The following is a 24,531-nucleotide window of genomic DNA, read 5'->3' on the forward strand; positions in this document are numbered from 1 at the left end:
GACATTTAAACCTTAATATCAATAATGGCGCAATCCTTGTAGTGCGTTTAGCGAAGCCATGCCGCAGGCTTTAGCGAAGCCATGCCGCAGGCTTTGCATCTTGCTCGCTACTAATACCCAATTTAAATGCATGACAGCTTATTATTTTCCGAAAAAGCGGAGATTTTATCGAATACTCCTATCTGACTCAGTAGAGCAATTCTTCATCCTAATCTAAGTAGTCGGACAAAAGAAAACAGCAGGTCTACTAAGTTTTGTGAACAAGCATCAAACCCTTACAAAGGACGAATGACGTAGTTTGCTTCTCGCTTGCGCGAGTATGACGAATGACGAATGACGTTCTTCACCGTTCACGTTAATTGTGTCCACCTAAAACTAGAAAACTATACCATAGAATGAAACGGTAAGGGTGTTGTTTTTCCGAGTATAGGCTAATGAGTAGCGTTCACTCTCAATAAACACTAGCTTTAGGGGATAAACTATTATGTGCGAACCTCAGCAAAATCATCGAAATGAAGCAGCTAGAGCGTTTGTAGAGTCACTTGAGCAACTTGAGAATCTCTTGGGTCATACATCTCCTCCTCCCCAGTCGAAATCTCGTCCTTCTTCATTGAAATCCCCTACTCCTCAATCAAAAACTCCTCAATCAAAATCTGCTCAGTCAGACGATGACGTTTTTGATCTAGATCTTCTCGAAGAAGCGGCGGCTGATCTGGATGCATTTTTTGGCGACACTGAACCAATGGAGGAGGAATAGAGTGCAGGGGAAGCTGGGGAAGCTGGGGAAGCCGGGGAAGCTGGGGAAGCCGGGGAAGCTGGGGAAGCCGGGGAAGCTGGGGAAGCTGGGGAAGCTGGGGAAGCCGGGGAAGCTGGGGAAGCTGGGGAAGGTGGAGGAGATGAGGGACAAAATTTCTATAGCCTATAGCCTATAGCCTATTGCCTGTTCCCCCAACCCGTTGGCGCAGTGCTTCATACACGATTAAAGCTGCTGCGATCGCCACATTTAAAGATTCTACATCCTGACCGAGGGGAATTTGCACCGCTTGATCAGCAAGTACGGTTAACTCAGAGCTTAGTCCTGCCGCTTCATTCCCCAGTAGAATTAGCGTGGGAATGCGCCAATCTATTTCCCAGTAACTCAACGGCGCTTTGGGTAGAGTTGCCACAACTTGTACCCCTTGAGCCTGACTTTGCCTAACGACTTGACTCAGATTGGCATTAGCACTCATGGGCAGACGAAACCATTGACCGGCTGAAGCTCGCAAGACTTTGGGATTCTCTAAGTCTACACTGTCTGGACTTAGCCATAAACCATCCACACCGGCTGCGGTGGCGGTACGAATGATCGTACCTAAGTTTCCTGGATCTTGCAGCGTCTCTAAAACTAAACCAAGGGAACAGGGAATCTGAGGCGGGGCGAGGAATGAAGATTTTGCCGTTACCACTACGCCATCTGGCTGAACTGTTGTCGCCATGGCTTTGAGAACCGAGGCGCTAACAAGTTCTACACGCTGACAGTGAGGGGTAGCGTCTTGCCAAAGTTGGGGATGACTCTGCTGCCAATCAGGTGTACAACAAAGCGTGACTAAGGGATAATTGACCGCACAGGCTTCTGCTAACAGATGAGTTCCCTCTAACAACAGAAGTTGCTCCTCCCGTCGTCCTTTGGCTGTGTGCAATTTCCGAATTGCCTTAACTAGAGGATTTTTGGTACTGGTTAGCATTATTTCAATGGTATGTAGAGACGCGCCATGGCGCGTCTCTACAATTTTCAATGCGGAACCCGGGACTTGAACCCGGAAGTTCTTGCGAACACTAGAACCTGAATCTAGCGCGTCTACCAATTCCGCCAGTTCCGCGTCTTTTTTTAATTTTCCATGCAGTTTTCAATCATGCAACAATCCTGACCCATTTGTCAACTATTTTTTTTTTGCGGATTTTCAGCATCGGACAAGGTACAATCCAAGGCTGGTCGATTCACTAATTTTGGGGAGCAAATCTAGACATTTGCCCTCTTTCAGGTAGAATCAAAACCAAATTTTAAAACATGCCAAGATTTCACCGATTCTGGAGGATAGACCTATCAACCACTCTCTTAATTTGACAGATACCAGCTCTGTACCCAAGCCAAACGCCTCCGTTCTAGAGATTTGGGGCAGCTCTTCCCTGAAAGGACATGTCACCATTAGTGGCGCGAAGAACTCAGCATTGGCAATTATGGCAGGGGCGCTGCTGTGTCCTGAAGATTGCCGACTGCGTAATGTGCCTTCTCTGGTAGATATAGGGCGGATGGGTCAGGTGCTGGCGGCTTTGGGTGTAAAGCTAGAACGCCAAGGTAATATCTTGGATATCAATGCTCGTCATTTGAAGCAGTCAAAAGCACCCTACGAGATCGTGAATCAGCTTCGAGCCAGTTTCTTTGTGATTGGTTCTCTGTTGGCACGATTAGGTGCGGCTCAAGTTCCTTTACCGGGTGGCTGTGCCATTGGCGCTAGACCTGTCGATCTTCATGTTAGGGGATTGCAAGCGCTGGGTGCTGAGGTGCAAATTGAGCATGGTATGGTTCATGCTTATGTGAGGGGAAATGGACGGCGGCGGTTAAACGGGGCAAAAATTTATCTGGACTACCCTAGTGTGGGTGCAACAGAAACCCTGATGATGGCGGCGACGTTAGCAGAAGGGGAAACGATCTTAGAAAATGCTGCCCAAGAGCCAGAAGTGGTGGATTTGGCAAATTTTTGTAACGCCATGGGTGCCAAGATTCGGGGGGCGGGAACCAACACGATTATTATTTCTGGCGTTCCCAGTTTACATTCAGTAGACTACTCGATTATTCCCGATCGCATCGAAACGGGTACGTTTTTAGTGGCGGCGGCAATTACTCAGTCAGAACTCACCCTGTCCCCGGTTGTGCCAGATCATATTACCGCCGCGATCGCCAAACTCCAAGATATTGGCATGAGAGTGATTCAGGAAGCCCCCGACTGTCTGCGGATTATCCCGACGGGAATTATTCGGGCGACGGATATTGAAACCTTGCCCTATCCCGGATTTCCCACGGATATGCAGGCTCCCTTTATGGCACTCCTAACCCTGAGTGATGGAGATAGTGTAATTACTGAAACCGTGTTTGAAAATCGTTTAGGACATGTTCCTGAATTAAATCGCATGGGGGCAGATATTCGGATTAAAGGGAATAATGCGATCGTGCGCGGTGTGCCATTGTTATCAGGAGCCCCTGTGGTTGCCACTGACTTACGAGCGTCCGCTGCGCTGATATTAGCCGCCTTAGCCGCCGATGGTAAAACCACAATTCAGGGACTGCACCATTTAGACCGAGGGTATGAGAAGCTAGAGGCGAAGTTACAGAAACTTGGCGCACGATTACAACGAGTATCGGATAACTCCCCGATAAAAGCGTCCTCGGTGGCTCACAGTCCAGTTAATTCCTGACCCTAAGCCACAATTCTTGCTACTTATCCGATAAATCCCCAACTTCTGAATCAATTCATTGGTGACATCAGGGTTTCAACCATGAAGTCGGGGATCTAGAGTAGCATAAGCGTATGTTATGACTTCCCCAGCTCCCCCAGCTCCCCCTGCTCCCCCTGCTCCCCGTTATAACGCCCCATTGACTCTGCCATTAAACCCATAAACCTGACGACTACCGACAAACGGAACTAACTCAACCTCCCGTTCATCTCCCGGTTCAAAACGCACGGCTGTACCAGCCGGGATGTTTAACCGCATTCCCTTGGCTTGCTCTCGATCAAAGGTGAGAGCGTCATTCACTTCATAGAAATGGAAATGAGAACCCACCTGAATCGGGCGATCGCCTGTATTCGCTACCGACAGGCGCAAGGTAGGACGCCCCGCATTCAGTTCAATTTCTCCCTTTTGGATGATTAGTTCCCCTGGAATCATGAGCTACCCTTAATAAAAAATCACAAAACTACAAACAGTGTTCATTTCAATGACAGCAGCTACTCCCAGTGCTTCAACTATCTTTACCGCTGCCAACAAAACCAAATCTGTTTATGATACACGACTATTTAACCTGTTTGATGAAAAGATTATTTTAATTTTGTATATTTACATAAAAATATCTTTACAATAGTTTATTTATCCAAATATCGGTGATCAGGCGGATAAAAATTACGCTATTTTGCTGAGATAGACAGCCGCTAACTTTGATAAAACTTAATTAGTCAATCCCCAATTGGTCTGAAAATGTAGTCGTGCATTTTCAGGAATAACTTTTTCTAACAACTTGTGATATTTAGCCAAGACGTGCCAGATATGTTCTCAACTCAGTTAGCAATTCTTTCTGCTCCAGATTCGTCCTTAACTCAAAAAATTTTATCCAATCCACCCCAGCGATTTAATAGAACGCATCACTATAAGGTATCCAACGACCGTCACAACCATGTCTTCGTCCCGAAAGATGGCGGAATTCGGGCGTATATGACAGAACAAGGTCAAGGTGTAGAACCGGGTGACTATCTGATTTTGCACAGAGGCTATACCTCAAATCGCTATCAAGTGGATAAGATTAATTATTATTCCAACCCACCTGATATGTGGATTGCGCTGCTGAAACAATGTTAATTTGAAGTTGCTCCTAATACCAAGTTGCAGTCTAAGGTAGAATTTGTCATGCTGAGCGCAACCCTTCACGACCTTCGATTTTACCGCATCAGTGTCAATTTAAAAACCCCTCACCCCCAGCCCCTCTCCCACGCCGGGGAGAGGGGAGCAAGAGAGTCCGGTTCCCATTCTCCCGTGCAAAAAAAGCTAAGCATCCTATGGCTTCCCCCTTTTGAAGGGGGACGGGAGTTGGGGTTAGGGGATGAGGGGAAAAGATTAGAGAAGTAAACAGACACAGCTTAAAAGCTTTCCAGTATTAGTTTTCGCCTTAAGTTGATACCAATGCACGTCGGTGCGCCCCTACGGTTATAATCCATCAAAATACCTGTACCAAATCGGTAGGGTGGGTTAGGCGGTAATACCTTTTTTCCCGTAATCTTTTAATGGAATATCCGCCGTAACCCACCAATAACACACCTTAAACTGTAGCCAACATTATCCGTAATCTTCTGTTGCTGTTGCTAATTTGCTGGGTTGAGCGAAGTCGAAACCCAACCGACTCACTGCAAGGTTTGTTTGAGCATGGCTAAAGCTTGGTCAATTCCTGGAAATTGAGCAGGATAGCGGGCTAATAGTTCCGCCGATTCAAGAACGCCGCCACGAATAACACCGAATCGTGAAGGGTGAGTTAGAGTGCTGAGAATGTCTTGCAGATTTTGCAATCCGTCTTGTTTTTGACCTAGTGCTATTGTGCCAATCGCGATGTAGAGTTTTTCTTGAGTATCCTCGCCCTGACAACAGGTTAAGCTTTTCTGGATGAGTCGTTTTGCTTCTTTAAATTTCTTACTAATGACATGAACCAATGCCAGATTAAAAATCGGGAGAAAAGAGTTACGTTGCATCTGAAGTGAACGATGAAGACAAGACTTGGCTTTTTTTGGCTTGTTTTGAATTAGATAAAGGAATCCTAGATTATTCCACAATACAGAATCTCCTCTGGGATTAGTTTTTGTCGCCCGGATCAGGTTATCAATTGCAAGTTTACAACATCCTTGGTCGTAGTAAATACGACTCAAGCTATTGTAAGCCGATGTAAATTTTGGCTCAATGTAAATAGCTTGTTTAAAGGCTTCAATTGCTTCCCCATATCTCTCCAGCTTCCCTAATGCTGCGCCGCGATTATTCCAGGCTTGATAGTTATCAGGATTGAGGGCAATAGCTTGGTCAAAACTGGCTATCGCTTCCTCATATCTCTCCAAATCGTCTAATGCGTTGCCGCGAACAAACCAGGCTTTATAGTCATCAGGATTGAGGGCAATAGCTTGGTCATAACTCGCTATAGCTTCCTCATATCTCTCCAAATCGTCTAATGCGTTGCCGCGAATAAACCAGGCTTGATAGAAATCAGGATTGAGGGCAATGGCTTGGTCAAAACTCGCTATGGCTTCTTCATATCTCTCCAGATTGCTTAATGTGATTCCGCGAATAAACCAGGCTGCATAATCGTCAGAATTGAGGTCAATGGCTTTATCAAAAATCGCTACAGCTTCTTCATATCTCTCCAGATTCCCTAATGTGATTCCGCGAATAAACCAGGCTGCATAATCGTCAGGTACAAGGGCAATGCATTGGTCAAAACTCGCTATAGCTTCTTCATATCTCTCCAGATTCCCTAATGTGATTCCGCGAATAAACCAGGCTTTATAGTTATCAGAATTGAGGGCAATAGCTTGGTCATAACTAGCTATGGCTTTCTCATAGTTATTGCCGCTCAAAAACAGTAAGCCATGCTCAAAATGTAAATTAGCTGTCGTTTCTGGACTATTACTGCTTTCGTCCAGTAAATCGTTTAACTCTAAAGTTTTTATCACCCGTTCTTCTGGAGTCAGTTTTAAATACTCTTGCAAATCTCCTATTGATAATTGTTCTAGTCTAACTTGCCGTTCTTCCTCAGTTAACGGGAAATGAAATAACCCCGATCGCCAATCAAAGAAATCCGGTGCCCGCTGAATAAAATAGTTCAGGACAAAGGAAGGGACAACAAAGACAAAACTACAGGAAAAATCTGTGCCAAACCGTTCTCGCTGTTGGTTTAAATGACTTAAAATTGGGGGTACACCTTTCCAACTATAGGTATAGATTTCCGTAGAACTCCAACCACTGAGGCGTTTAGTATCTTCATACTCATATAACGCCTGTTCTATCCCCCGAATCACTAAAATATCAAAGCCTTCTTGTTCTCTAAGTTCAGCAATTTGGTCATAAACTTTTTGGGTTTCCCGCTTAATCGACAACAGGGATATTTTTTTCTGGGGTAAATCTCGCCGCAATTGTTCAATAATTTGACTCACCTGACGATAATCAGATTGCACCACAAAAAATAAACCAAATCCCTTCTTCCGCCGCAGCGCCCGGAACAGCCGACGGTAGACTTGATCAAAGGTTTCTGGCGGTAATGAATCAGGCGCGATTGGCATCATCCACTTGCTTTAGGGCATCTTGAAACTTAGATACGTCCACTATAATCGGGTGAACATCATACCAGGTATGCTTTTCTCCTTGCTGATTAATATAGCGATATTCCAATAAGCAACGGTTGAATAATAAACTCCGGTGCAGGTTATCATTGCCAATTTCCTTAATCTTATAAACCTGGGCGAGAATCTGCCATTGATCCTCTTCCACCGCCCGTTGATAAACATCTCGGAGTTCGGCAATTGCCCGTTGTACCGCCCGCGCTGAGATCGGTAATTGATCGGTTCGATTCGTGGCTTCTTGCACCAGTTGAATTAAGTCTCGCATATAACCGCCACTCATGCGACAGAGTTGTTCAAGTACGTCGGGCGAGGCAAATATTCCAGTTTCTAAATCTAAATCGGTATGGGGTTCAATGCGGCGTCTAATCGTTTCCTTCAGTTTAGTAATACCCGGTTCGTATACATTGCCATCTTGCCACTGTACCATTACCGAGGGCAGAACTTGGGGAATGCCATAGTTATCCTTTAAATCCGTCGCCCACCGGGAATAAATCATGGAAATGGGGACAGTATAAACAATATGACAAGCTAAGGCTTTAAGCTGTTCATGACGATCCAGAAAAATTTCCTCATGATTGCTGCGCCCACTCTCCCGGAAAATCGGGACAATTCGATCTAAGTTATCGGCAATAATCACTAATTGAGTTTTGCCATCGGGTAATGTCTTGGTAGCATCAGCAATAAACTGATTGAGTGCCTTAAGTAAAGTTTCCGTATGGGGTTCGACTTTCTCACGAATTTGCTGACGTTGACTGGGTTCCGTGCGAATCGCCGCCGTTAGCTTGGCAAACTGATTTAATTGGGCTTCAATCGTCATCTTCTCCAGCTTCACGTCTTGCAGAAAAAAGTCTTTGAGATCCTCATAGCGATCGCGTAACCAGTTGGCGATGGGTGTAGAATCGGCTTGTTGAAGCTGGGCGAGTAAATGGCGGGTGCAAGCCAGTAAGATATCCGTGTATTGAACATCTTGCACACTGATATCCTCTTGATCAGCCGCAAAATAGACAACAAAGCAGTTTTTCTTCTCCAAATACGTCTGGAGTCGATACAATTCCGTCGTCTTCCCTGCGCCACGATACCCAGAATACAACTGACAGGTTAAGTCTTTAGAACGCCGAATACTTTTACCTAAATCTTGTTCAATCTCCACATCACCCCGCACTTCCCGACATTCCACATATTGAGGATCACCAGCAGGAAGCGGCATTGGCGTAAAGGAATTATAGATGTTATCTAATAATGCTTCAATATCCATCATTTGTCATTTGTCTTATGTCATTGGTCATACTCACGTAAGGGAGAAGCAAGCTACGTTTATGTAAGGGTTTAATGGATAACCACATATTTCAGGGCGCACGTCGGTCATTGGTGTCAACTTAAGGTGAAAAGCACGACTGGCAAGCTTTTCACCCTCATCCCCTAACCCCAACTCCGGACCCCCCTCGTTCCCCCCTACCCCCCTCGTTCCCCCCTACAAGAGGGGGGAGGACAGATGATGCTTCGCTTTTTTGGCAGGGGGGAGGACAGATGATGCTTCGCTTTTGTTGCATAGGAGAAGGGGAACCATCACATAAAGACGCTTCCAAAGCATCTCTAGAATACCGTTTCTATATCGCTTCCTTCTTGCTCCCCTCTCCCCTGGTGGGAGAGGGGCTGGGGGTGAGGGGATTGAGCTTAAGTTGACACGGGCGCACGTCGGTGCGTCCCTACAATTTTAATCCACCCGTTAAACAATCGGTGTAGAGACGCGCCATGGCGCGTCTGGAACAAATTAGCGGGTTGCTAAGACTCTGATAAATTCCAAGGGTAATCCATCGGTATCGGCAATAAATGCCACCTCATACACGCGATCGCCGATAATTTGTTGAGTGGGTTCTAGGAGTATTTTCAGCGGCTGAAACTGATCCGGATTTTGACTCGATGCCTCAGCTAGCTTCTGTTGTAGCGATTTCAGCCAACTGGGTAAGTCAGAAACTGTTTCAGTGAGATCAAAAGAAAGATGATAGTAACCGACATAATGTTCATCCCCAAACGCATCGGGTGCAGGTTTAGGTTCAGGGATTTGAATTAGTTCAATTCGTCCGTCTAATCCCTCCATCCAACAGGCTAGCGTAATCCCTGCCGTGAAGCGTTCACAAACCGTGAAACCTAATTGTTCATAGAACGCGATCGCGCGATGAATATCAGCCGTGCGAATTGAAGCATGATGCATGATTCACGAATAATTTTAATTGTTGATCTCTGTAGGGGCGGGTTTTACTGATAACACTTTAACTCAAACCATTCACTTAACTAAACCCGCCCCGACTTAGTGATGGGAAAGCTGGGAAGAATGCCATGATCATTAAGGTTGGTGGGCAATGCCCACCCTACTAGGCTCAATAACGAAGGACAAATGACCAATGACTAATGACCAATGACAATTCACTCAAATAATCGAAAATAAGGATAGCGTACCGGAATTCCTGGCTCTTTTTCCAAATCGAAGTTAATCACTTCCCAACAGGGATCATCCTCTGGTTCTGGGCTAAATGCCACAGGTAAACCATAGAGTCGCGGGCGTCCCGGTTCCGATTGTCCCCGCCAAGGGGTACTCCGTTCCAGATAAGCACTAACTAAATCTCGATAGCGACTGGCAATAATCACCCGTGTTGCCCGATAGCCTTGAGTGTACAGGCGATCGAGAGCTTCGTGAATTTCAAAGCGAATCCCATCCGGATGGGTATGCTGACGATACCATTCACCCTGCCATTGACGCCAATGACGCCCCGATTGTAAGTGGATGAGTTCTTCAGTTTTGGGATCTGCCTCGAAAGCGCCATGCCGGGGACACAAATAGGTATCGGTCAATGTCAATGCCGGAATAGACTGCCGACAGTGAGGACATTGAATCTCTGAACCGAATATGGGGTACTGTAAACTAGGATTAATCATCTAGGGTTTAAGGTATCGTCATTCATTCGGCGATTGCGCTAGTACCTGTATAAATAATATATATGTGGCTTCATCAATTATAGAATACCCTCGAACACACTCATCTGTTTTATAGGCAATCGTGACCGATTCTTATCCCCAGTTTCCTGCAACTCCCTCCTATTGGTCTGCTGTTGATCAGTCTCAAGCTGCCTTTGTTGCGCCCAATGCGGTAGTTATCGGTGATGTCGCGATCGCATCAGGAGTCAGTATCTGGTATGGTGCTGTGGTGCGGGGTGATGTCGAGCGGATTGATATTGGTGAATGCACCAATATTCAGGATGGTGCTATTTTACATGGAGATCCGGGTAAACCCACGATTCTGGAAGACCATGTGACAATTGGACATCGGGCTGTCGTCCATTCGGCTCATATTGAACGGGGATGTTTGATTGGGATTGGTGCGATTATCTTAGACGGTGTGCGGGTAGGACATGGCAGCATTGTCGGTGCTGGGGCATTGGTAACCAAAGATGTTGCCCCTTTATCGCTGGTGGTTGGCATTCCGGCGCGAAAAGTCCGCGATATTTCGGAAACCGAGGCGGCTGAACTAATCGAACACGCACGGCGTTACCAGAAGTTAGCGCTGGTGCATGGCGGAAAAGGCACAGACGTGGGGTTTCACGCGCCTGAATAGGGTCTGCTGAATAAGTGTTGTAGTGGGAGGAGTTGGGGGAGCTGAGGGAGCTGAGGGAGCTGGGGGAGCTGGGGGAGCAAGGGTTTTACAGCAAGCCCTAAATAGTGAGCAGAAGATGGGGTGATGGGATGATGGGGTGATAGGCTGTTCGGCATTTAAACCTTAATGTCAATAATGGCGAAATCCTTGTAGTGCGTTAAGCGAAGCCATGCCGCAGGCTTTGCATCTTGCTCGCTACCCATTCCCAATTTAAATGCATGACAGCTTAGAAGCCGATAGGCTCTGAAAAAAAACCTGTCACCTATTGACTTTTGGGGGCATAATTTGGTTAATACTATAATATGAGAATCCTTCACATAAATTTAAGCATTAAGCGAGGTAGGTGAAACTATGGATTTACGGTTAATCATTGTCTTGTTGCCTATCCTCTTAGCCGCAGGTTGGGCTTTATTCAATATTGGTGCAGCGGCTATTGGTCAAATTCAGGCGTTTCTGAATAAATCCTGATCTATTGGATAGACACAAATACCTTTTGTAGAGACGTGCCATGGCGCGTCTCTACGGCTATTGTGCAGTACATCTGTTCGAGCTACTCAATTAATGCTTTAGATGGCGGGACTCAAACAACGGATTGGGTAGCAGTTTTCATACTATTGCTACCACCTGAGCTGGGTTCAACTTGTACCCCTAGAGCCAACCACACAGTAAAGGCTATGGCAGTAACTAAAATTAAGGTATCAAATGCTGGTTTAAGCAGCGATTCAATCTCTTTGAGCGTTAAATGGTGGTGAGAGTGAACCAATTCTTTCATACTCATGTCCAACCTCCGGTTAACTGTTGAGATTGCTCTGATGTTTCTTCCTTGTCTCCTAGAGCAGGGGAGGCATCTTAATTTCTAGTATAAGTATTTTTGCTTATCGCTTTGATTAAAATTGTGTGAAGTTACAGTAGGGTGGGCAATGCCCACCTTACAGAAGGTAATTCAATATCGCTCTAATAAAAGCTTTACTTCAGCATCCAAATCGAAATCCCTCATCGCCTCCCACTCGGCTTGTCGAACTGCCAAATAAACATGAGCCAAATCCTTACCCAATGCATCTAGGAGTACCGAGTCATGTCTAAGCTGTTCTATCGACTCGGTTAAGGTACTCGGCAATCGTTCAATATTAGCCCCTTGGCGTTCAGCATCCGTCATCGTACCGGGATCTACAGACACAGGCGTTGCCAATTCTAAGCCTTGACGGATACCATCAAGTCCTGCTGCGATCGTTGCCCCTAATGCTAAATAGGGATTCGCCGTAGCATCCACGGTTTTGAATTCAAAATGAGACGGACTCGGGGGTTCAGGATGCGTGGGGACACGCACAGCCGCTTCTCGATTATCCAGTCCCCAACAGCGGAATGCCCCACTCCAACACTGCGGGAAAAGGCGGCGATACGAATTCGTTGTGGGTGTTGTCAGTGCCATCAAAGCGGGTAGGTGATGTAGAATTCCGGCGATAAAGTGACGCGCAATATCGGACAGTTCGCCATTTCCCTCTGGATGGGGGATGAGATTTTCGCCCTCTCGCCAGAGACTCAGGTGCAGGTGACAACCGCTACCCGCTTGATTGGCAAAGATTTTGGGTAAGAATGAGGCGATGCGATAATGTTGGAGTGCGATCGCTTTAATTGTTTCCCGGTAGGCAATCTGTTGATCTGCCGCACTGAGGGCGTTGGTATAGAGGATTGAGATTTCCTGTTGACCGGAACCGGATTCGGGATAATATTGCTCAACCAGCATTCCCTGCTCAATCAACGCTTCTGCCATCTGATCAATGATCCCTTGATGCAAATCCATTGCCATCGTCGAGGCAAATACGGTTTCATCCGCAGGTGCGATGCCCTCAGCCGTTCGCTGCAACAGATAGAACTCATTCTCAAAAGCGGCAATTACCTCTAACCCTTCCTGGTTCGCATCCGCAACCATGCGTTTGAGAAAATGACGGGGACAGAGACTCCAAGGCACACCATTGAGCATCATATCGCCCATGACCCGGGCATGACCGGGACAATAGGGTAAAGGGTTCAGCGTACTCCAGTCTGGCACGAGACGAATTTCACCCACGGGTCCAAATCCACTCTCAGCCACAGGTGCATCATACATGACCGGAATGGCTTGTTGAGCCGCAGAAATACCCACACCATGGGTGAGGTATTCTGATAAGGCTTTCCGGTGGACTGCCTTGCCCCGGATAATATTGGCATTGTCGCACCAGAGAATGCGGACAAATTGAATCCCAAGCTGGTCAAGATTTTGTAGTTGTTCTTTTTCCATGCATTTTCTGGTGAGCTAGTACAAGAAGGCTCCAAGTCCGAGGGCAGAGGGCTGAAGGCTTTTTGGCTTATGGTAGCTGCTTTTGCGTAAGCGTGTTAATGGGTTTAGTTATTTCTGCCTGGGTTTCTAGCCCAGAGTAGATCCATAAATTAACGTTTCTTAATATAATGAGAGGATACACGGCTGATATAAAGGAGCGATCGCGTGCTAACCCTAGACCGCCTTGGAGAAGAAACATTAAACAGAATTGCAACACTGGCACTGTCCAGCCAACTCGATGATGCCAGAAAACTTAATGTGCAAGTGAAAACAGACCCCTCCCTGCTAGCCAAGGGTCAGTTAGAATCCCTAACTATTTACGGTGAGGGGTTAATCATGGAACACGATATCCGTCTACAAGAGATGGTTATCCGGCTAGAAACCATTGCGGTTGCTCCTTTCAAAGCCTTAACGGGTAATATTGTACTGACCCAACCGACGGAAGGAACAGCACGGATTGTGATTGCTCAAGCTGACCTCAACCGTGCCTTCAACTCCGATGTGTTAGGGACTCAGTTTCGCTCACTCCAGGTTCAGGTGGACGGTAAGTCACAAACGCTCAACGTCAAGCAGGTAAATTGCCGCCTCCTAGCCGAAGGTCGAGTGGGTCTTGATGCTGATGTGCGGCTGAGTCAAAGTAATGAAACGCAACGAGTCTCGTTTACCACGACTCCGAGAGTAAGTGATGACGGACGCAGTGTTGTCCTAGAGAAGGTTGAATACGCCCACGGAAAAGAACTCTCACCCGAACTCACTCAAGCCTTAGTAGCCAAGGCAGGTAAAATTTTACACTTGAGTCACTTTGAAATGCCAGGGATATCGCTACAGATGCATTATCTGGAGGTGCAAGAAGGTCAACTCACCCTACAAGCCGTGGCGCATGTGACGCAATTTCCATCCGTATGAGGCTGAAGGGATGGCTAAGAACGGTGACATACTCCTACCTCATCCGGGTTAGTCACCGCCGTTATAATTCAGTCCGCGTAGGCGGACTTTGTTTGTGTAGCAGCGATTTTAATCGCCGTGGCAAAAAGCTACAAACCTAGTCAATGTTATTCTATAGAATACTATATTTTGATCGATATAACGTGAACCATGTCTCGTGCTACCCCTTATCAACCATTACTTCTGAGACTGTTGCATGGTATCAATGGGCTAATTGCCATTTTAGCCATCATCACATCCTACTGGGTGTATGACACCTACGATGGACGATTTGGTCAACTCTCTCTGCCCCAAATTCCGGGTATTATTGGCATTCATGGGACATTTGGCAAAACTTTACTCCTCGGCGTAATGCCAGCGTTTGCCTTATACAGTTTTCTTTTAGGCTCTAAACGCCTGGTTCAACCCAATTCGTTTCAAAAACTCAGACAACTGGGTAAACCTATCGGTTGGTATAGTCTGCATCGGATTGTGAATACGGTGATGTTATTAGCCGTTACCTTTTCCTTAGTGACTGGCAGTATGGTCAAAGAAGAATGGTTGCCCAATGGAGAATTAAATCATATCTGGTATTATCTGCATTTAACCGGATGGGTGATATTAGTTGGATGTTTAGCGATGCACTTGTTAATCAGTGCTAAGGTAGGAGGATTGCCATTATGGGTATCTATGTTTAAGCTAAACTATCGTCCAGAGGATTCCCCAAAAAAGTGGATTCAGACAGTGCGTTCATTCGTCCAGCGTGAAGACAGATAATATCATATCCCGAAAAGGCAGAAAACAGATGGCAAAAGGGGGTAGTAAAGGCAGATTTGGTATGATACAGCAGTTTGCTCTGCTATGCGGTACATTGTCGATCCCCCTAAATCCCCCTTCAAAAGGAGGACTTTCAAGTCCATATCGGCAATCCTGACTTGATTCTGCGAAACTCTTCAATCCTACTATCTTGAATTAATGGTATTGCTATTGGATTGGGGATTGGCGATTGAGAAACCCTTCCCGACTTTTGAGAGAGCCTGGTTTTGAATTTGTAGGGGCGGGTTTAGGAATTTGCTTTTGGCTATTGATGGTAACGTTTGTGCAAAACCCGCCCTCCCTTAAGTAGTCGGACTTATCCTCCTTATCCCCCTTATCAACCTGTATTTCCATCGTCCCGTCACGGGAGCATATTGTAACGCCATCGTGAGGCTGTTGGGTAACGCTTAGGCTCTACCCAACCTACAAGAATATTTTGGGCAAAACTGATATGCTCCCCCCTTTACCTCTTTGTCTCACTCGTCAGTCATCCCCAGGATGATAAACCCTAGCTGGTGTATGATCGGAATTAATTTCAATCACTAAATCCACCCAATCCGGATTGTGAATTAATGGCGTAATAAATAATTTGGGATGCAATGCTTTCCAGAAATACTTGACAAATTCATTAATTTCTGAATCACTCATCCCCGATTTACCCGTCGCGATCATCTCCGCCTCTGCTTGACGCCGCCACTGCAAACTCAAGCGATAATCGGTGGGATAAAGTACGATTAAACGATCTAAGCGTTCCCACAAGGGTAAATACTGTTTAAGTTGTTCATTCATATCCCGTGCAAAAGCGCGATCGCTCTCTGTTTCAATAGGTGCTGGAGTCGCCCCCGAAAACACAGTCGCCGCAACGGGACGCACACCGACAAACCAGCCTTCAAATAACACAATATCCGCCTTTTGTACAGGTTCAAAATCCGTGCGATCGCCTGCACCTTGCCACGCCGATTTATCAAAGCGGGGGACAAGAATAGAGTCTGAGGAATTCTGCGATCGCAACTCATCTAATACCTGCACTCCCAACTCCACATCATGGGTTCCCGGTGGACCCCGCCAAATCAGACGCGGATCGTGTTCTCGCAGGCGCTGTCGTTCTTGATAGGTTTTATAAAGGTCATCAATGGAAAGGCTAAGAGTACGATATCCTAACTGGGCTAAAATTAATTTTAATACAACCGCCAATGTAGTTTTTCCGGTTCCCTGTCCGCCTAATATTCCCTGCATCAGTGGACGCCCTAACTCTTTTTGAGAATCCGCCAACTGTATTGCCAACGGAATCCATAATCGCCACAGAGATAGGAGAATAGTCGTTTGAATAGACTCTGAATGTTCTGAATTTTTCTGAATTTTCTGGGCAAAGAAATGCAAAGCCAGAACATCACTATAGACAGAGAGAAGAAGACGCGATCGCGCCCGTAATTTTTCCGTTACGTTATCTGGCGTAATTCCAAACGCTTTCGCCCGTTCCGGTGGTGTTAATTCCGCTGTAACTAATTTTTGCCAAGCCGATGAATTAGGTGATTTTCCGGCTATCCATTGGTTAAGAATATCACCGAGGGAGAAAGATGAGGAAACGGGATGAGTCATAAGTCTTAGGCTAGGGACAGGTTTAGCCACAATTACAATTGTAGGGGCGGGTTTAGGAACTCAATTAACTTGTCACCGATAACGGAACAACAAAACCCGCCCTTTCTCACCGATAGCGTATCAACAGAACCCACCTTAAATTAGTGCCATTTTACCTAAGCGTTTCAAAATACTCAAAACATTATATAATTCATTGCCGCGATTGCGAATATCAAAAATATCAGACGTGGCGTACTGCGGGGGTTCGCCTTTAACCAACTTAATAAACATAAAGCTACCGCCGGAGGTGATCATCCCGAAAACAGGTTTTTCTGGGTGAGGAGTTGCTAGCATATAGGCAATAATTTGGTCAAGTCCAGCTTCTACGGAATAAGCAACCTGTTTCGATTCAATCACACTCACCCAAAATTGCTCATTCAGAAGCAAAACGTCTATTCGTCCTTTAATGACTGAGCCACCATCTTCTGTAGCAATTTGTACAGATTTTTCTAGTTTAATGTGAAAAGGAGGTAAATAAAACTGCCCCACGAAAAGTAAAGGCGACAAAACAGCGATGTTAACCGTATTTTCTAATAAGGGCGGATAATTCCGCAAATTAATATAACCAGCTTTTATTTGATCCAATAGCTGTTTTTCCTGGTTGGTGAGTTCAGGAAGGTTATCTTGCCACTCTCGGAAAAATTGCTCACCTTCAACGAGCTGAAGTCCATAGAGGGTGATTAGTTCCCGCAGGGTTATGTTTTCTGCTTGAATTGTTTGAACCATGAGTATGAATTATGAATGATAGGGGAGTCGGGGCGGCTTTAGTGACATCTGGGTGAGGTAAGAAACGATAATAGTCAAACCCGCCCCTACGCAGAATTAATAATTATATCTGACCTGATAATCCAACGAAGGACAAATGACAAATAACTATGACCCCAGTTTAAACGCTTCCAAAAACATGCTATAAACCAAACCAATTTTAAGAGCATTCACTGTTTCAAGGAACCATGACAATCGGGATGCTCTGCTCAGAGAAGGCAAACGCTGGCGATTTCTGCCATAAACAATCCGGCTCACCGTTTCCGTGAAAATAATTAAAATCCCAGCCGCAATCACATCCCAGTCAGCCGTTTGTCCGGCTGTCGTTGAGATAGCACTACCGAGGAAAATGCCTGACAGTAGTCCCAGCAAAATTATGGACAGGCGTCGCCAGGGATTGGTAAACCACTGGGCTAACCTTGCCAAGATCACATCGACGAGAGTATTAAGACGAGTATTTTGCATCGATCAACCAGAAAGCAACCACACACAGACCTTAATCACTTAGCCTTTTGTGCAAAATAACACGGTTTCGGTCAAGCTTGTTTCAATGAGAGTAGGGGGCTGGCAATTCATTTTGTTAGCACCCCCCACAGACGCAGTGGTGCAGAGTCAATCCCCTCAAAACGAATGAAACGACTAAACTATATGCTATATCCAGTATTTATCATCGTACTCCTCTTAGGTATGGCTGGACTAGGACTGGGATTATTTGAGTTCAAGGTTTGGATAGAACCCCAATCCTCGGATACAGCATCATTACCCTCGGTGAGCCAATCACCAGAGGTTGCTGAGGTGGAAACGGCTCAACCCTTATCACCAGCATTATCACCACTCTCTTCACCGTTACCCTCCCCAGAGGCTTCACCCTCTCCCCCCCTTGATCCCGTTGCTCTAGCGGCGCAAAAAGGAGGGTTGCGAGTCAGCAATTCCACGGAACATCCGGTGCGGGTGGCGTTGCTAGAGCGTCAAACGGATTCAAAGGCTTACACCAAACCCGCCCACTGGGATTTTTCCCCTATGGAAGGGGGAAGCCAAGGGCTGATTCTTTCTCTTCCCCAAGATGATCTGATTTTAGGAAATGGGGATATTGTGGTGGCATTCGCCCAAGATGGTTCTCGTTTATATTGGGGACCTTATGTGATTGGGGAGACGCCTGTACCCGTCTGGAATAAAAAGACAGGCGAATGGGAGTTAGTCTTACAACCGTATTAGGGTTAATGACACTGACTTTAGAGTTTGTAGTCAGCGATGCGAGCGCTTCTTTCTGGCACTAAAGTGCCTACTACGAAACCAGTAGAGACGCGCCATGGCGCGTCTCTACTGTTGGATAAGGAACTTGAAGGGATTGTCTTAGTCAGGGAAGGGGGACATTGCGATCGCGCTTTCGGCTAAATTAAGTTGGAGACGCTGACAGTTAATGTTACCTTGGGTAAATTCGTTGGAATCCCTGTGAAGAAAGAATCACCGTCCTTTTAGGGCGGTGAGTGTCAAAAAGTAGTGGACGTTGAATCTAAGGATAGGATCGCTCAACCAGTGACAAAGTGGTCGAATGTTTGGGAAAAGCATCCAACTCGGTTGTGGATGTTCTCGGTTTTAGGGTTAGCGGCGATTTGCTGGGTGGCGTTTTTATGGCACTTAGGCAGTACGGGTTTGGTGGATGAAACTGAACCGTTATTCGCGGAAGCCGCCCGCCAGATGACGGTGACAGGAGACTGGATTACGCCGTATTTTAATGGGGAGACTCGGTTTGATAAACCGCCCTTAGTCTACTGGTTAATGGCGATTGGCTATCACCTGATTGGCGTGAATGAATGGGCGGTACGACTTCCCTCAGCGATGAGTGCGATCGCGCTCACAATATTGGGCTTTTATACGCTACGCTATTTTGGGATTTCTCGTCCCCGTACTCTGGTTGATCACCAGCAGATGGACGTTGAAGATACCCCAAAATCACCTAATTTAGAACGCCAACGCTGGTTATCGGCGGGAATTGGGGCGACATTGATTGCATTGAATCCGATCACTTTGGTTTGGGCGCGAACTGGGGTGTCGGATATGCTACTCTCTGGCTGTATGGGAACGGCTCTTTTATGCTTCTTTATTGGCTATGTGCAAGGGGAAACTGGGAAACAGGAAGCGGGGGCGCAAGATAGCCGATACTGTGGACAAATAATGGGTGATCCCAAACCTATTTTAGGATTTGCGTCGGGTTGGTATTTGGCATTTTATATCTTAATTGCCTTAGCGATTCTTGCCAAAGGACCGGTGGGATTTGTCCTCCCTGGATTAATTATTGGCGCATTTTTGTTATATCTGGGGAAGTTTTGGCAGGTGGTGCGGGAAATGCGCCTGGTTTGGGGATTGGGGCTGATTGGTGTCCTAGCAATTCCCTGGTATGTGTTAGTTACCTTGGCGAATGGTGAGGATTATATCGAAAAGTTTTTTGGCTATCACAATATTGAACGCTTTGTCGGGGTGGTAAATCACCATTGGGCGCCGTGGTATTTCTATTTTCTGGTTGTGTTAGTCGGGTTTGCCCCTTGGTCCTGTTATCTGCCTTTGGCAATTGCCCGGTTAAGGTTTTGGCAGGTTAAAAAATGGCGTGAGTCCCCTCGTGTGAGTCAGTTGGGTTTATTTGCCCTGTGTTGGTTTGCAGGGGTGTTTGGCTTCTTTACAATTGCCGTTACTAAACTTCCCAGTTATGTCTTACCGTTAATGCCTGCGGCGGCAATTTTGGTGGCATTATTAGCTAGTGATTTACTCACTTATCCTCCTCAACGTCTCTTGGGATTACGGTTGAGTGCTGGATTTAATCTGATACTGCTGGGCGTCATTGCTGGGGCAATTTGGTATAGTCCTAATTTCATTGGCTATGATCCGGCGGCGCTGAACTTATCGGAAACGTTGCAAGCGTCAGGATTACCCCTACGGGGAGGTATCCTGTGGGGAATGGCTGCGGTAGCGGCGGTGATTGCCTTATGTAGGCGTCGAGGGTGGCGTTGGTTAGGAACGATTAATTTGGTGGCGTTTGTGGCGTTTATTATTCTGGTGGTTTCCCCGGCTGCTTTTCTATTAGATCAGGAACGTCAGCTTCCCCTACGAGAATTATCCGCGATCGCGGCTGAGGTGAACCAACTGTCAGAAGCGTTTCTAATGATGGGATTTGAAAAGCCTAGTGTGGTGTTTTATGCCAAGCGATCGGTGAATTATTTTGATGAGGAACATAAGTTTATTGCTTACATTGAGGACATCGCTAAAATTGAGCCTAATCCTCCTTCGACTCTGGTTTTAATTGAGTCTAAGCGATTTAATCGACTTAAAGAAGAATGGCTGAAACCGAGTGAATATACTGTCATTGATAACAAAGGGGCTTATTATTTGATTCGAGTGACTAAACAAGTTCTTGCTCGCAAGCTTTAGCCTTCAGGGGGAATTAAGTAGAAACCCCTCACCCCCAGCCCCTCTCCCACTCTGGGGAGAGGGGAGCAAGAGAATCCGATCCCCCTTCTCCCGTGCCAAAAAAGCGAAGCATCCGCTGTCATCCCCCCTGCAACAAAAACGAAGTATCCTCTGTCATCCCCCCTCTTGTAGGGGGGAACGAGGGGGGTAGGGGGGAACGAGGGGGGTGGGAGAAGGGGTTAGGGGATGAGGGTGAAACATCTTTTTGGTTGCACCCAGATGTAACTAAACCCGCCCCGACTCAGGTTTGAACCCATTTCAATGTCTCAGTATTGTCAAGTCAGAACTTGATTTGTCATGATGAGGTTATAAATAGTAGTGATCCGCTCTGGGGTAAGTCAATGACCAGTGATAGTTTGCGTCAAGCAGAACGGAATAGAAAACGTTTGCGCGAACAGCTAGCGTCAAAACAGGATGCTTGGGTAACGGCTGCTCCAGAGGAGAAAATGAGAATACAGCAAGGAATAGATGATCATAAGCAACTGATTAAACGTGCAGATGAAGAGTATTGGGAGATACTGGCGGATGAGTCGTCAGAAGTACAGATAACAGATGCTGAATCAGAAGTCATCGTTGCAGAGATTGTCAGTCAAGCGGAAAAACTGAGCAATAGTCAGGACTACTCTGAGGAAGTATTAGATTGGTTGCAGAAAATCCATAAAGAATTAACCGAGTCAGGAGTCCCCGCAGCAGCTAAGTTAAAAGGAGTGGTTTCATCAATACCCCCTTTTGTCGGAATATCTTATGAAGCTGAGTTAGACACAGAAGTATTTCTGCGGAAAAACTTTCCCACATTTACAAAGTGGGTTAGAGGATTAAAAAAAAAGTTCTAGACTTGTATGTTTCTGGTGTTGACAGTCTCGGTCAGTCACAGTCTCAAATCCCCCATAATTTAAAGCGTAGTGGGGTGATTGAATTTGTGGGACGCGCGGATGTTCTGGACAATCTGCACCAACAGTTACAGCAAACGGAACGCATCGCCATTTGTGCGGTAGCGGGGATGGGAGGTGTGGGGAAAACGGAACTAGCTCTACAGTATGCTCTACATCACCAGAAACAGGGAACCTATCCCGGTGGCTTGTGCTGGATACTGGCGGGGGATGGCGTTGTGGGAACTCAGATTGTTAGTTTTGCTAGAACTCAATTAGATTTACAGTTACCCGATGGGTTAGAACTAACTGAACAGGTGGCTTACTGCTGGCGACATTGGCGGAGAGGGGATGTCTTATTTATTTTTGATGATGTGCGAAATTTTCGGCAGATTAAACCCTATCTTCCTCCTGCGGAATCCCGGTTTAAGGTGTTGATTACGACTAGGCGGCAAAAGTTGGGGGTGTCTTTTGCCAGGGTAAATCTGGATGTACTGACTGAAGCCGCCGCGATTGAATTGTTAGTGTCATTGATTGGACAAGAACGGATAGAGGCGGAAACGGAACAGGTAAAACGTCTGTGTGAACAATTAGGCTATTTACCCTTGGGATTGGAATTAGTAGGGCGGTATTTACAGCGTAAGCCTGATTTGTCATTAGAGAAAATGTGCCAGCGTTTGGGGTTAACCCATCGTTCTCTAAATAATCCTGACCCAGACATGACTGCACAATTAGGGGTTGAGGCGGCGTTTGAGTTAAGTTGGCAAGAACTGAGTCAAGATGCTCAGACGTTAGCCTGTTTCTTGAGTTTATTTGCTCTAGCTCCCATCCCCTGGGAATGGGTGGAACAAGGCTTTTCAGACGAAGATGAAGAAGCGTTAGAGGATACCAGAGATGATGAATTGGTGAATCGGAGCTTATTGGAACGGGTAGATACAGAGAGTTATCAACTGCATCAACTGATTCGGGAATTCTTAAAAGGGAAGGTAAAGGAATTAACTGAAGCTGATGAACTTAAACAAGGGTTTTGTCGGGGGATGGTTACGGTAGCGAAGCAGATTCCTGAGAAGCCAACTAAAGATGATATTATCATCGCTACCCCGATGATTCCGCATCTGGTAGAAGCTGCAACGACTCAGCAGGATTGGTTAAGTAATGAAGATTTAATCTGGCCCTTTGTTGGCTTAGGTGGATTTTATGAAGGTCAAGGACTCTACAAACAAGCCTTACCCTGGCATAAGCAGTGTTTATCAGCAACGAGAGAGCGTTTAGGAGATGACCATCCTCATGTGGCAAGCAGTCTCAACAATCTGGCATATCTCTACTCATCACAAGGAAGGTATGGTGAAGCTGAACCCTTGTATCTGCAAGCTTTAGAGTTATATAAACGCCTGGGTGATGACCATCCTGATGTGGCAATTAATCTGAACAATTTAGCTAATCTCTACAATTTACTTGGAAGGTATTCAGAAGCTGAACTGTTATATCAACAAGACTTAGAGTTGAGAAAACGTCTGTTGGGAGAAGACCATCCTCATGTGGCAAGCAGTTTGCACAATTTGGCTACTCTCTACTATTCACAGGGAAGGTATTCAGAAGCTGAACCCTTGTATCTGCAAGCTTTAGACTTGAGAAAACGCCTGTTGGGTGATGACCATCCTGATGTGGCAATTAATCTGAACAATTTAGCTAATCTCTACTCATCACAGGGAAGGTATAGTGAAGCTGAACCTTTGTTGAAGCAAGCCTTAGAACTGTATAAACGCCTGCTGGGTGATAACCATCCTCATGTGGCAAGCGGTTTGAACAGTTTGGGACATCTCTACAATTTACTTGGAAGGTATTCAGAAGCTGAACCGTTGCATCTGCAAGCCTTAGAGTTGAGAAAACGCCTGCTGGGTGATAACCATTCATCAGTAGCAACCAGTCTGAACAATCTGGCATATGTCTACTCATCACAGGGAAGGTATAGTGAAGCCGAACCTTTGTTGAAGAAAGCCTTAGAGTTGAGTAAACGCCTGCTGGGGGATGACCATCCTGATGTGGCAATGAGTTTGCACAATTGGGCAAAACTATACAAATCACAGGGAAGACATTCAGAAGCTGAACCTTTGTATCTGCAAGCCTTAGAACTGTTTAAACGCCTGCTGGGTGATAACCATCCTTATGTAGCAACCAGTCTGCACAGTCTGGCTAGTCTCTACGAATCACAAGGAAGGTATAGTGAAGCTGAACCTTTGTATCTGCAAGCTTTAGAACTGTGTCAACGCCTGCTGGGTGATGACCATCCAACAACAATCACTGTCCGTGACAATTTGCAAAGAATGCGCGAAGAATGGAATCAATAGGTGTAGGGTGCGTTAGGCGCATAGTTTTTATTGAGTTTTATCCCTAACCAAACACCTGTGCGCCGTAACGCACCGTTTTATCGCTGTTGTTTTAGACGTTCCGGCGGAACGTCTCTACTATAGGATGTGTCCTAACCGCTATGGCGGTTGCTGTAATTGGTGCGTTACGCGGCGCTAACACACGATGGCGGCATGGCACACCTTATTTGGTGGATTAGAATTGTAGGGGCGCACCGACGTCATCCGTGTCAACTTAAGCTCAACCCCTCACCCTCAGCCCCTCTCCCGATACTGCTGGCGAATTGGAAAAACCTAACCCCCCAGCCCCCTTCCCACCCCTCTCGTTCTCCCCTACAAGGGGAGATGGCAAAGGATGCTTCGCTTTTTTTTGCACGGAAGGGGGAGCATCAAAGCCCCTCCCCGCGTCGGGGAGGGGTTTGGGGAGGGGTCTGACCCCTCAGTTAATGACCAGCAGTATCCTCTCCCACGCCGGGGAGAGGGGAGCAAGAAAGGTGTTATATTCCAATTCCCCTTCTCCCTTGATGGGAGAAGGGGTTAGGGGATGAGGGTGAAATGCTCGCCCTGTATTAGTTTTCTACCTTAAGTTGACACCAATGAC

Annotated in this window: 23 protein-coding genes and 1 tRNA gene; 12 read left to right on the forward strand and 12 right to left on the reverse strand. The window is 46.2% G+C overall.

Features of this window, described 5'->3' with window-relative positions; translation table 11 throughout:
• Positions 1 to 484: 484 nt before the first annotated feature.
• Both RH949_RS03460 and RH949_RS03465 read left to right on the forward strand, forming a co-directional pair.
• Positions 485 to 757 carry a hypothetical protein gene (locus RH949_RS03460; protein WP_446339992.1) on the forward strand — a complete coding sequence of 91 codons (273 nt, stop codon included), beginning with the start codon at positions 485 to 487 and terminating at the stop codon, positions 755 to 757.
• A 1-nt stretch (position 758) separates the two neighbouring features.
• Entirely contained in the window at positions 759 to 932 is a 174-nt protein-coding gene (locus RH949_RS03465; RefSeq protein WP_446351932.1) for a hypothetical protein, read from the forward strand.
• On the opposite strand, the gene RH949_RS03470 is transcribed toward RH949_RS03465, so the two are convergent.
• Positions 927 to 1,775 (reverse strand): TrmH family RNA methyltransferase, encoded by an 849-nt coding sequence (locus tag RH949_RS03470; protein ID WP_446351933.1) that lies wholly within the window; start codon positions 1,773 to 1,775, stop codon positions 927 to 929. The genes RH949_RS03465 and RH949_RS03470 overlap by 6 nt on opposite strands.
• A tRNA-Leu gene (locus tag RH949_RS03475) sits at positions 1,776 to 1,859 on the reverse strand. It lies immediately after the preceding gene.
• A 241-nt stretch (positions 1,860 to 2,100) separates the two neighbouring features.
• Between RH949_RS03475 and murA the strand changes: the two genes are divergently transcribed.
• Positions 2,101 to 3,453, forward strand: coding sequence for a UDP-N-acetylglucosamine 1-carboxyvinyltransferase (gene murA, locus RH949_RS03480; protein ID WP_446351934.1), 1,353 nt, complete (start codon positions 2,101 to 2,103; stop codon positions 3,451 to 3,453).
• 165 nt (positions 3,454 to 3,618) lie between these two features.
• On the opposite strand, the gene RH949_RS03485 is transcribed toward murA, so the two are convergent.
• Positions 3,619 to 3,924, reverse strand: a complete 306-nt coding sequence (locus RH949_RS03485) for an urease subunit beta (protein WP_006106558.1) — start codon at positions 3,922 to 3,924, stop codon at positions 3,619 to 3,621.
• A gap of 348 nt (positions 3,925 to 4,272) precedes the next feature.
• Here RH949_RS03485 and RH949_RS03490 point away from each other — a divergent pair, with 348 nt between their 5' ends.
• Positions 4,273 to 4,608 carry a hypothetical protein gene (locus RH949_RS03490; protein ID WP_446351935.1) on the forward strand — a complete coding sequence of 112 codons (336 nt, stop codon included), beginning with the start codon at positions 4,273 to 4,275 and terminating at the stop codon, positions 4,606 to 4,608.
• A gap of 539 nt (positions 4,609 to 5,147) precedes the next feature.
• Here the strand turns inward: RH949_RS03490 and RH949_RS03495 are convergent.
• The 4 genes from RH949_RS03495 to RH949_RS03510 form a co-directional block, all read right to left on the reverse strand.
• Complete coding sequence (locus tag RH949_RS03495; protein WP_446351936.1) at positions 5,148 to 7,067, reverse strand: tetratricopeptide repeat protein; 1,920 nt, start codon at positions 7,065 to 7,067, stop codon at positions 5,148 to 5,150.
• Positions 7,048 to 8,382 carry an ATP-binding protein gene (locus RH949_RS03500; RefSeq protein ID WP_446351937.1) on the reverse strand — a complete coding sequence of 445 codons (1,335 nt, stop codon included), beginning with the start codon at positions 8,380 to 8,382 and terminating at the stop codon, positions 7,048 to 7,050. Before RH949_RS03500 ends, RH949_RS03495 begins: the two co-directional genes overlap by 20 nt.
• Before the next feature lie 513 nt (positions 8,383 to 8,895).
• Positions 8,896 to 9,336: a VOC family protein gene (locus RH949_RS03505; protein WP_446351938.1), complete on the reverse strand. Its 441-nt coding sequence runs from the start codon at positions 9,334 to 9,336 to the stop codon at positions 8,896 to 8,898.
• Positions 9,337 to 9,548: 212 nt separating this feature from the next.
• The gene (locus RH949_RS03510) at positions 9,549 to 10,058 is read right to left on the reverse strand and encodes a TIGR02652 family protein (protein ID WP_006106563.1); all 510 of its coding nucleotides are present in this window, start codon (positions 10,056 to 10,058) and stop codon (positions 9,549 to 9,551) included.
• 121 nt (positions 10,059 to 10,179) lie between these two features.
• Here RH949_RS03510 and RH949_RS03515 point away from each other — a divergent pair, with 121 nt between their 5' ends.
• Together RH949_RS03515 and RH949_RS03520 are read left to right on the forward strand one after the other, a co-directional pair.
• Positions 10,180 to 10,734 carry a gamma carbonic anhydrase family protein gene (locus RH949_RS03515; protein ID WP_446351939.1) on the forward strand — a complete coding sequence of 185 codons (555 nt, stop codon included), beginning with the start codon at positions 10,180 to 10,182 and terminating at the stop codon, positions 10,732 to 10,734.
• 390 nt (positions 10,735 to 11,124) lie between these two features.
• Entirely contained in the window at positions 11,125 to 11,241 is a 117-nt protein-coding gene (locus tag RH949_RS03520; RefSeq protein ID WP_006106581.1) for a photosystem II protein Y, read from the forward strand.
• A gap of 112 nt (positions 11,242 to 11,353) precedes the next feature.
• Here the strand turns inward: RH949_RS03520 and RH949_RS03525 are convergent, their stop codons facing one another.
• Together RH949_RS03525 and RH949_RS03530 are read right to left on the reverse strand one after the other, a co-directional pair.
• Positions 11,354 to 11,551: a hypothetical protein gene (locus tag RH949_RS03525; RefSeq protein WP_157453452.1), complete on the reverse strand. Its 198-nt coding sequence runs from the start codon at positions 11,549 to 11,551 to the stop codon at positions 11,354 to 11,356.
• A gap of 165 nt (positions 11,552 to 11,716) precedes the next feature.
• On the reverse strand, positions 11,717 to 13,051 hold the full coding sequence (locus RH949_RS03530; protein ID WP_446351940.1) for a glutamine synthetase family protein: 1,335 nt from the start codon (positions 13,049 to 13,051) through the stop codon (positions 11,717 to 11,719).
• A 204-nt stretch (positions 13,052 to 13,255) separates the two neighbouring features.
• On the opposite strand from RH949_RS03530, the gene RH949_RS03535 reads away from it, so the two are divergent.
• Positions 13,256 to 13,996, forward strand: coding sequence for an LmeA family phospholipid-binding protein (locus tag RH949_RS03535; RefSeq protein ID WP_446351941.1), 741 nt, complete (start codon positions 13,256 to 13,258; stop codon positions 13,994 to 13,996).
• Positions 13,997 to 14,185: 189 nt separating this feature from the next.
• A complete protein-coding gene (locus tag RH949_RS03540; RefSeq protein ID WP_446351942.1) occupies positions 14,186 to 14,791 on the forward strand; it encodes a cytochrome b/b6 domain-containing protein in 606 nt (201 codons plus the stop codon).
• Positions 14,792 to 15,313: 522 nt separating this feature from the next.
• On the opposite strand, the gene RH949_RS03545 is transcribed toward RH949_RS03540, so the two are convergent.
• From RH949_RS03545 to RH949_RS03555, 3 genes are all read right to left on the reverse strand, one after another.
• On the reverse strand, positions 15,314 to 16,429 hold the full coding sequence (locus RH949_RS03545; RefSeq protein WP_446351943.1) for a glycerate kinase: 1,116 nt from the start codon (positions 16,427 to 16,429) through the stop codon (positions 15,314 to 15,316).
• Positions 16,430 to 16,564: 135 nt separating this feature from the next.
• Entirely contained in the window at positions 16,565 to 17,194 is a 630-nt protein-coding gene (locus RH949_RS03550) for a hypothetical protein (RefSeq protein WP_006106556.1), read from the reverse strand.
• A gap of 147 nt (positions 17,195 to 17,341) precedes the next feature.
• Entirely contained in the window at positions 17,342 to 17,698 is a 357-nt protein-coding gene (locus RH949_RS03555) for a DUF565 domain-containing protein (protein ID WP_006106584.1), read from the reverse strand.
• A gap of 165 nt (positions 17,699 to 17,863) precedes the next feature.
• Between RH949_RS03555 and RH949_RS03560 the strand changes: the two genes are divergently transcribed.
• From RH949_RS03560 to fxsT, 4 genes are all read left to right on the forward strand, one after another.
• On the forward strand, positions 17,864 to 18,448 hold the full coding sequence (locus RH949_RS03560; protein WP_044211347.1) for a hypothetical protein: 585 nt from the start codon (positions 17,864 to 17,866) through the stop codon (positions 18,446 to 18,448).
• A 285-nt stretch (positions 18,449 to 18,733) separates the two neighbouring features.
• On the forward strand, positions 18,734 to 20,656 hold the full coding sequence (locus RH949_RS03565) for an ArnT family glycosyltransferase (RefSeq protein WP_446351944.1): 1,923 nt from the start codon (positions 18,734 to 18,736) through the stop codon (positions 20,654 to 20,656).
• Between the two features lie 380 nt (positions 20,657 to 21,036).
• A complete protein-coding gene (locus RH949_RS03570; RefSeq protein ID WP_446351945.1) occupies positions 21,037 to 21,528 on the forward strand; it encodes a hypothetical protein in 492 nt (163 codons plus the stop codon).
• A 2-nt stretch (positions 21,529 to 21,530) separates the two neighbouring features.
• Positions 21,531 to 23,912, forward strand: a complete 2,382-nt coding sequence (gene fxsT / locus RH949_RS03575) for an FxSxx-COOH system tetratricopeptide repeat protein (protein ID WP_446351946.1) — start codon at positions 21,531 to 21,533, stop codon at positions 23,910 to 23,912.
• Positions 23,913 to 24,531 lie beyond the last annotated feature (619 nt).

This window comes from Coleofasciculus sp. A1-SPW-01 (assembly GCF_040217205.1).
Taxonomy (GTDB): domain Bacteria; phylum Cyanobacteriota; class Cyanobacteriia; order Cyanobacteriales; family Coleofasciculaceae; genus Coleofasciculus; species Coleofasciculus chthonoplastes_A.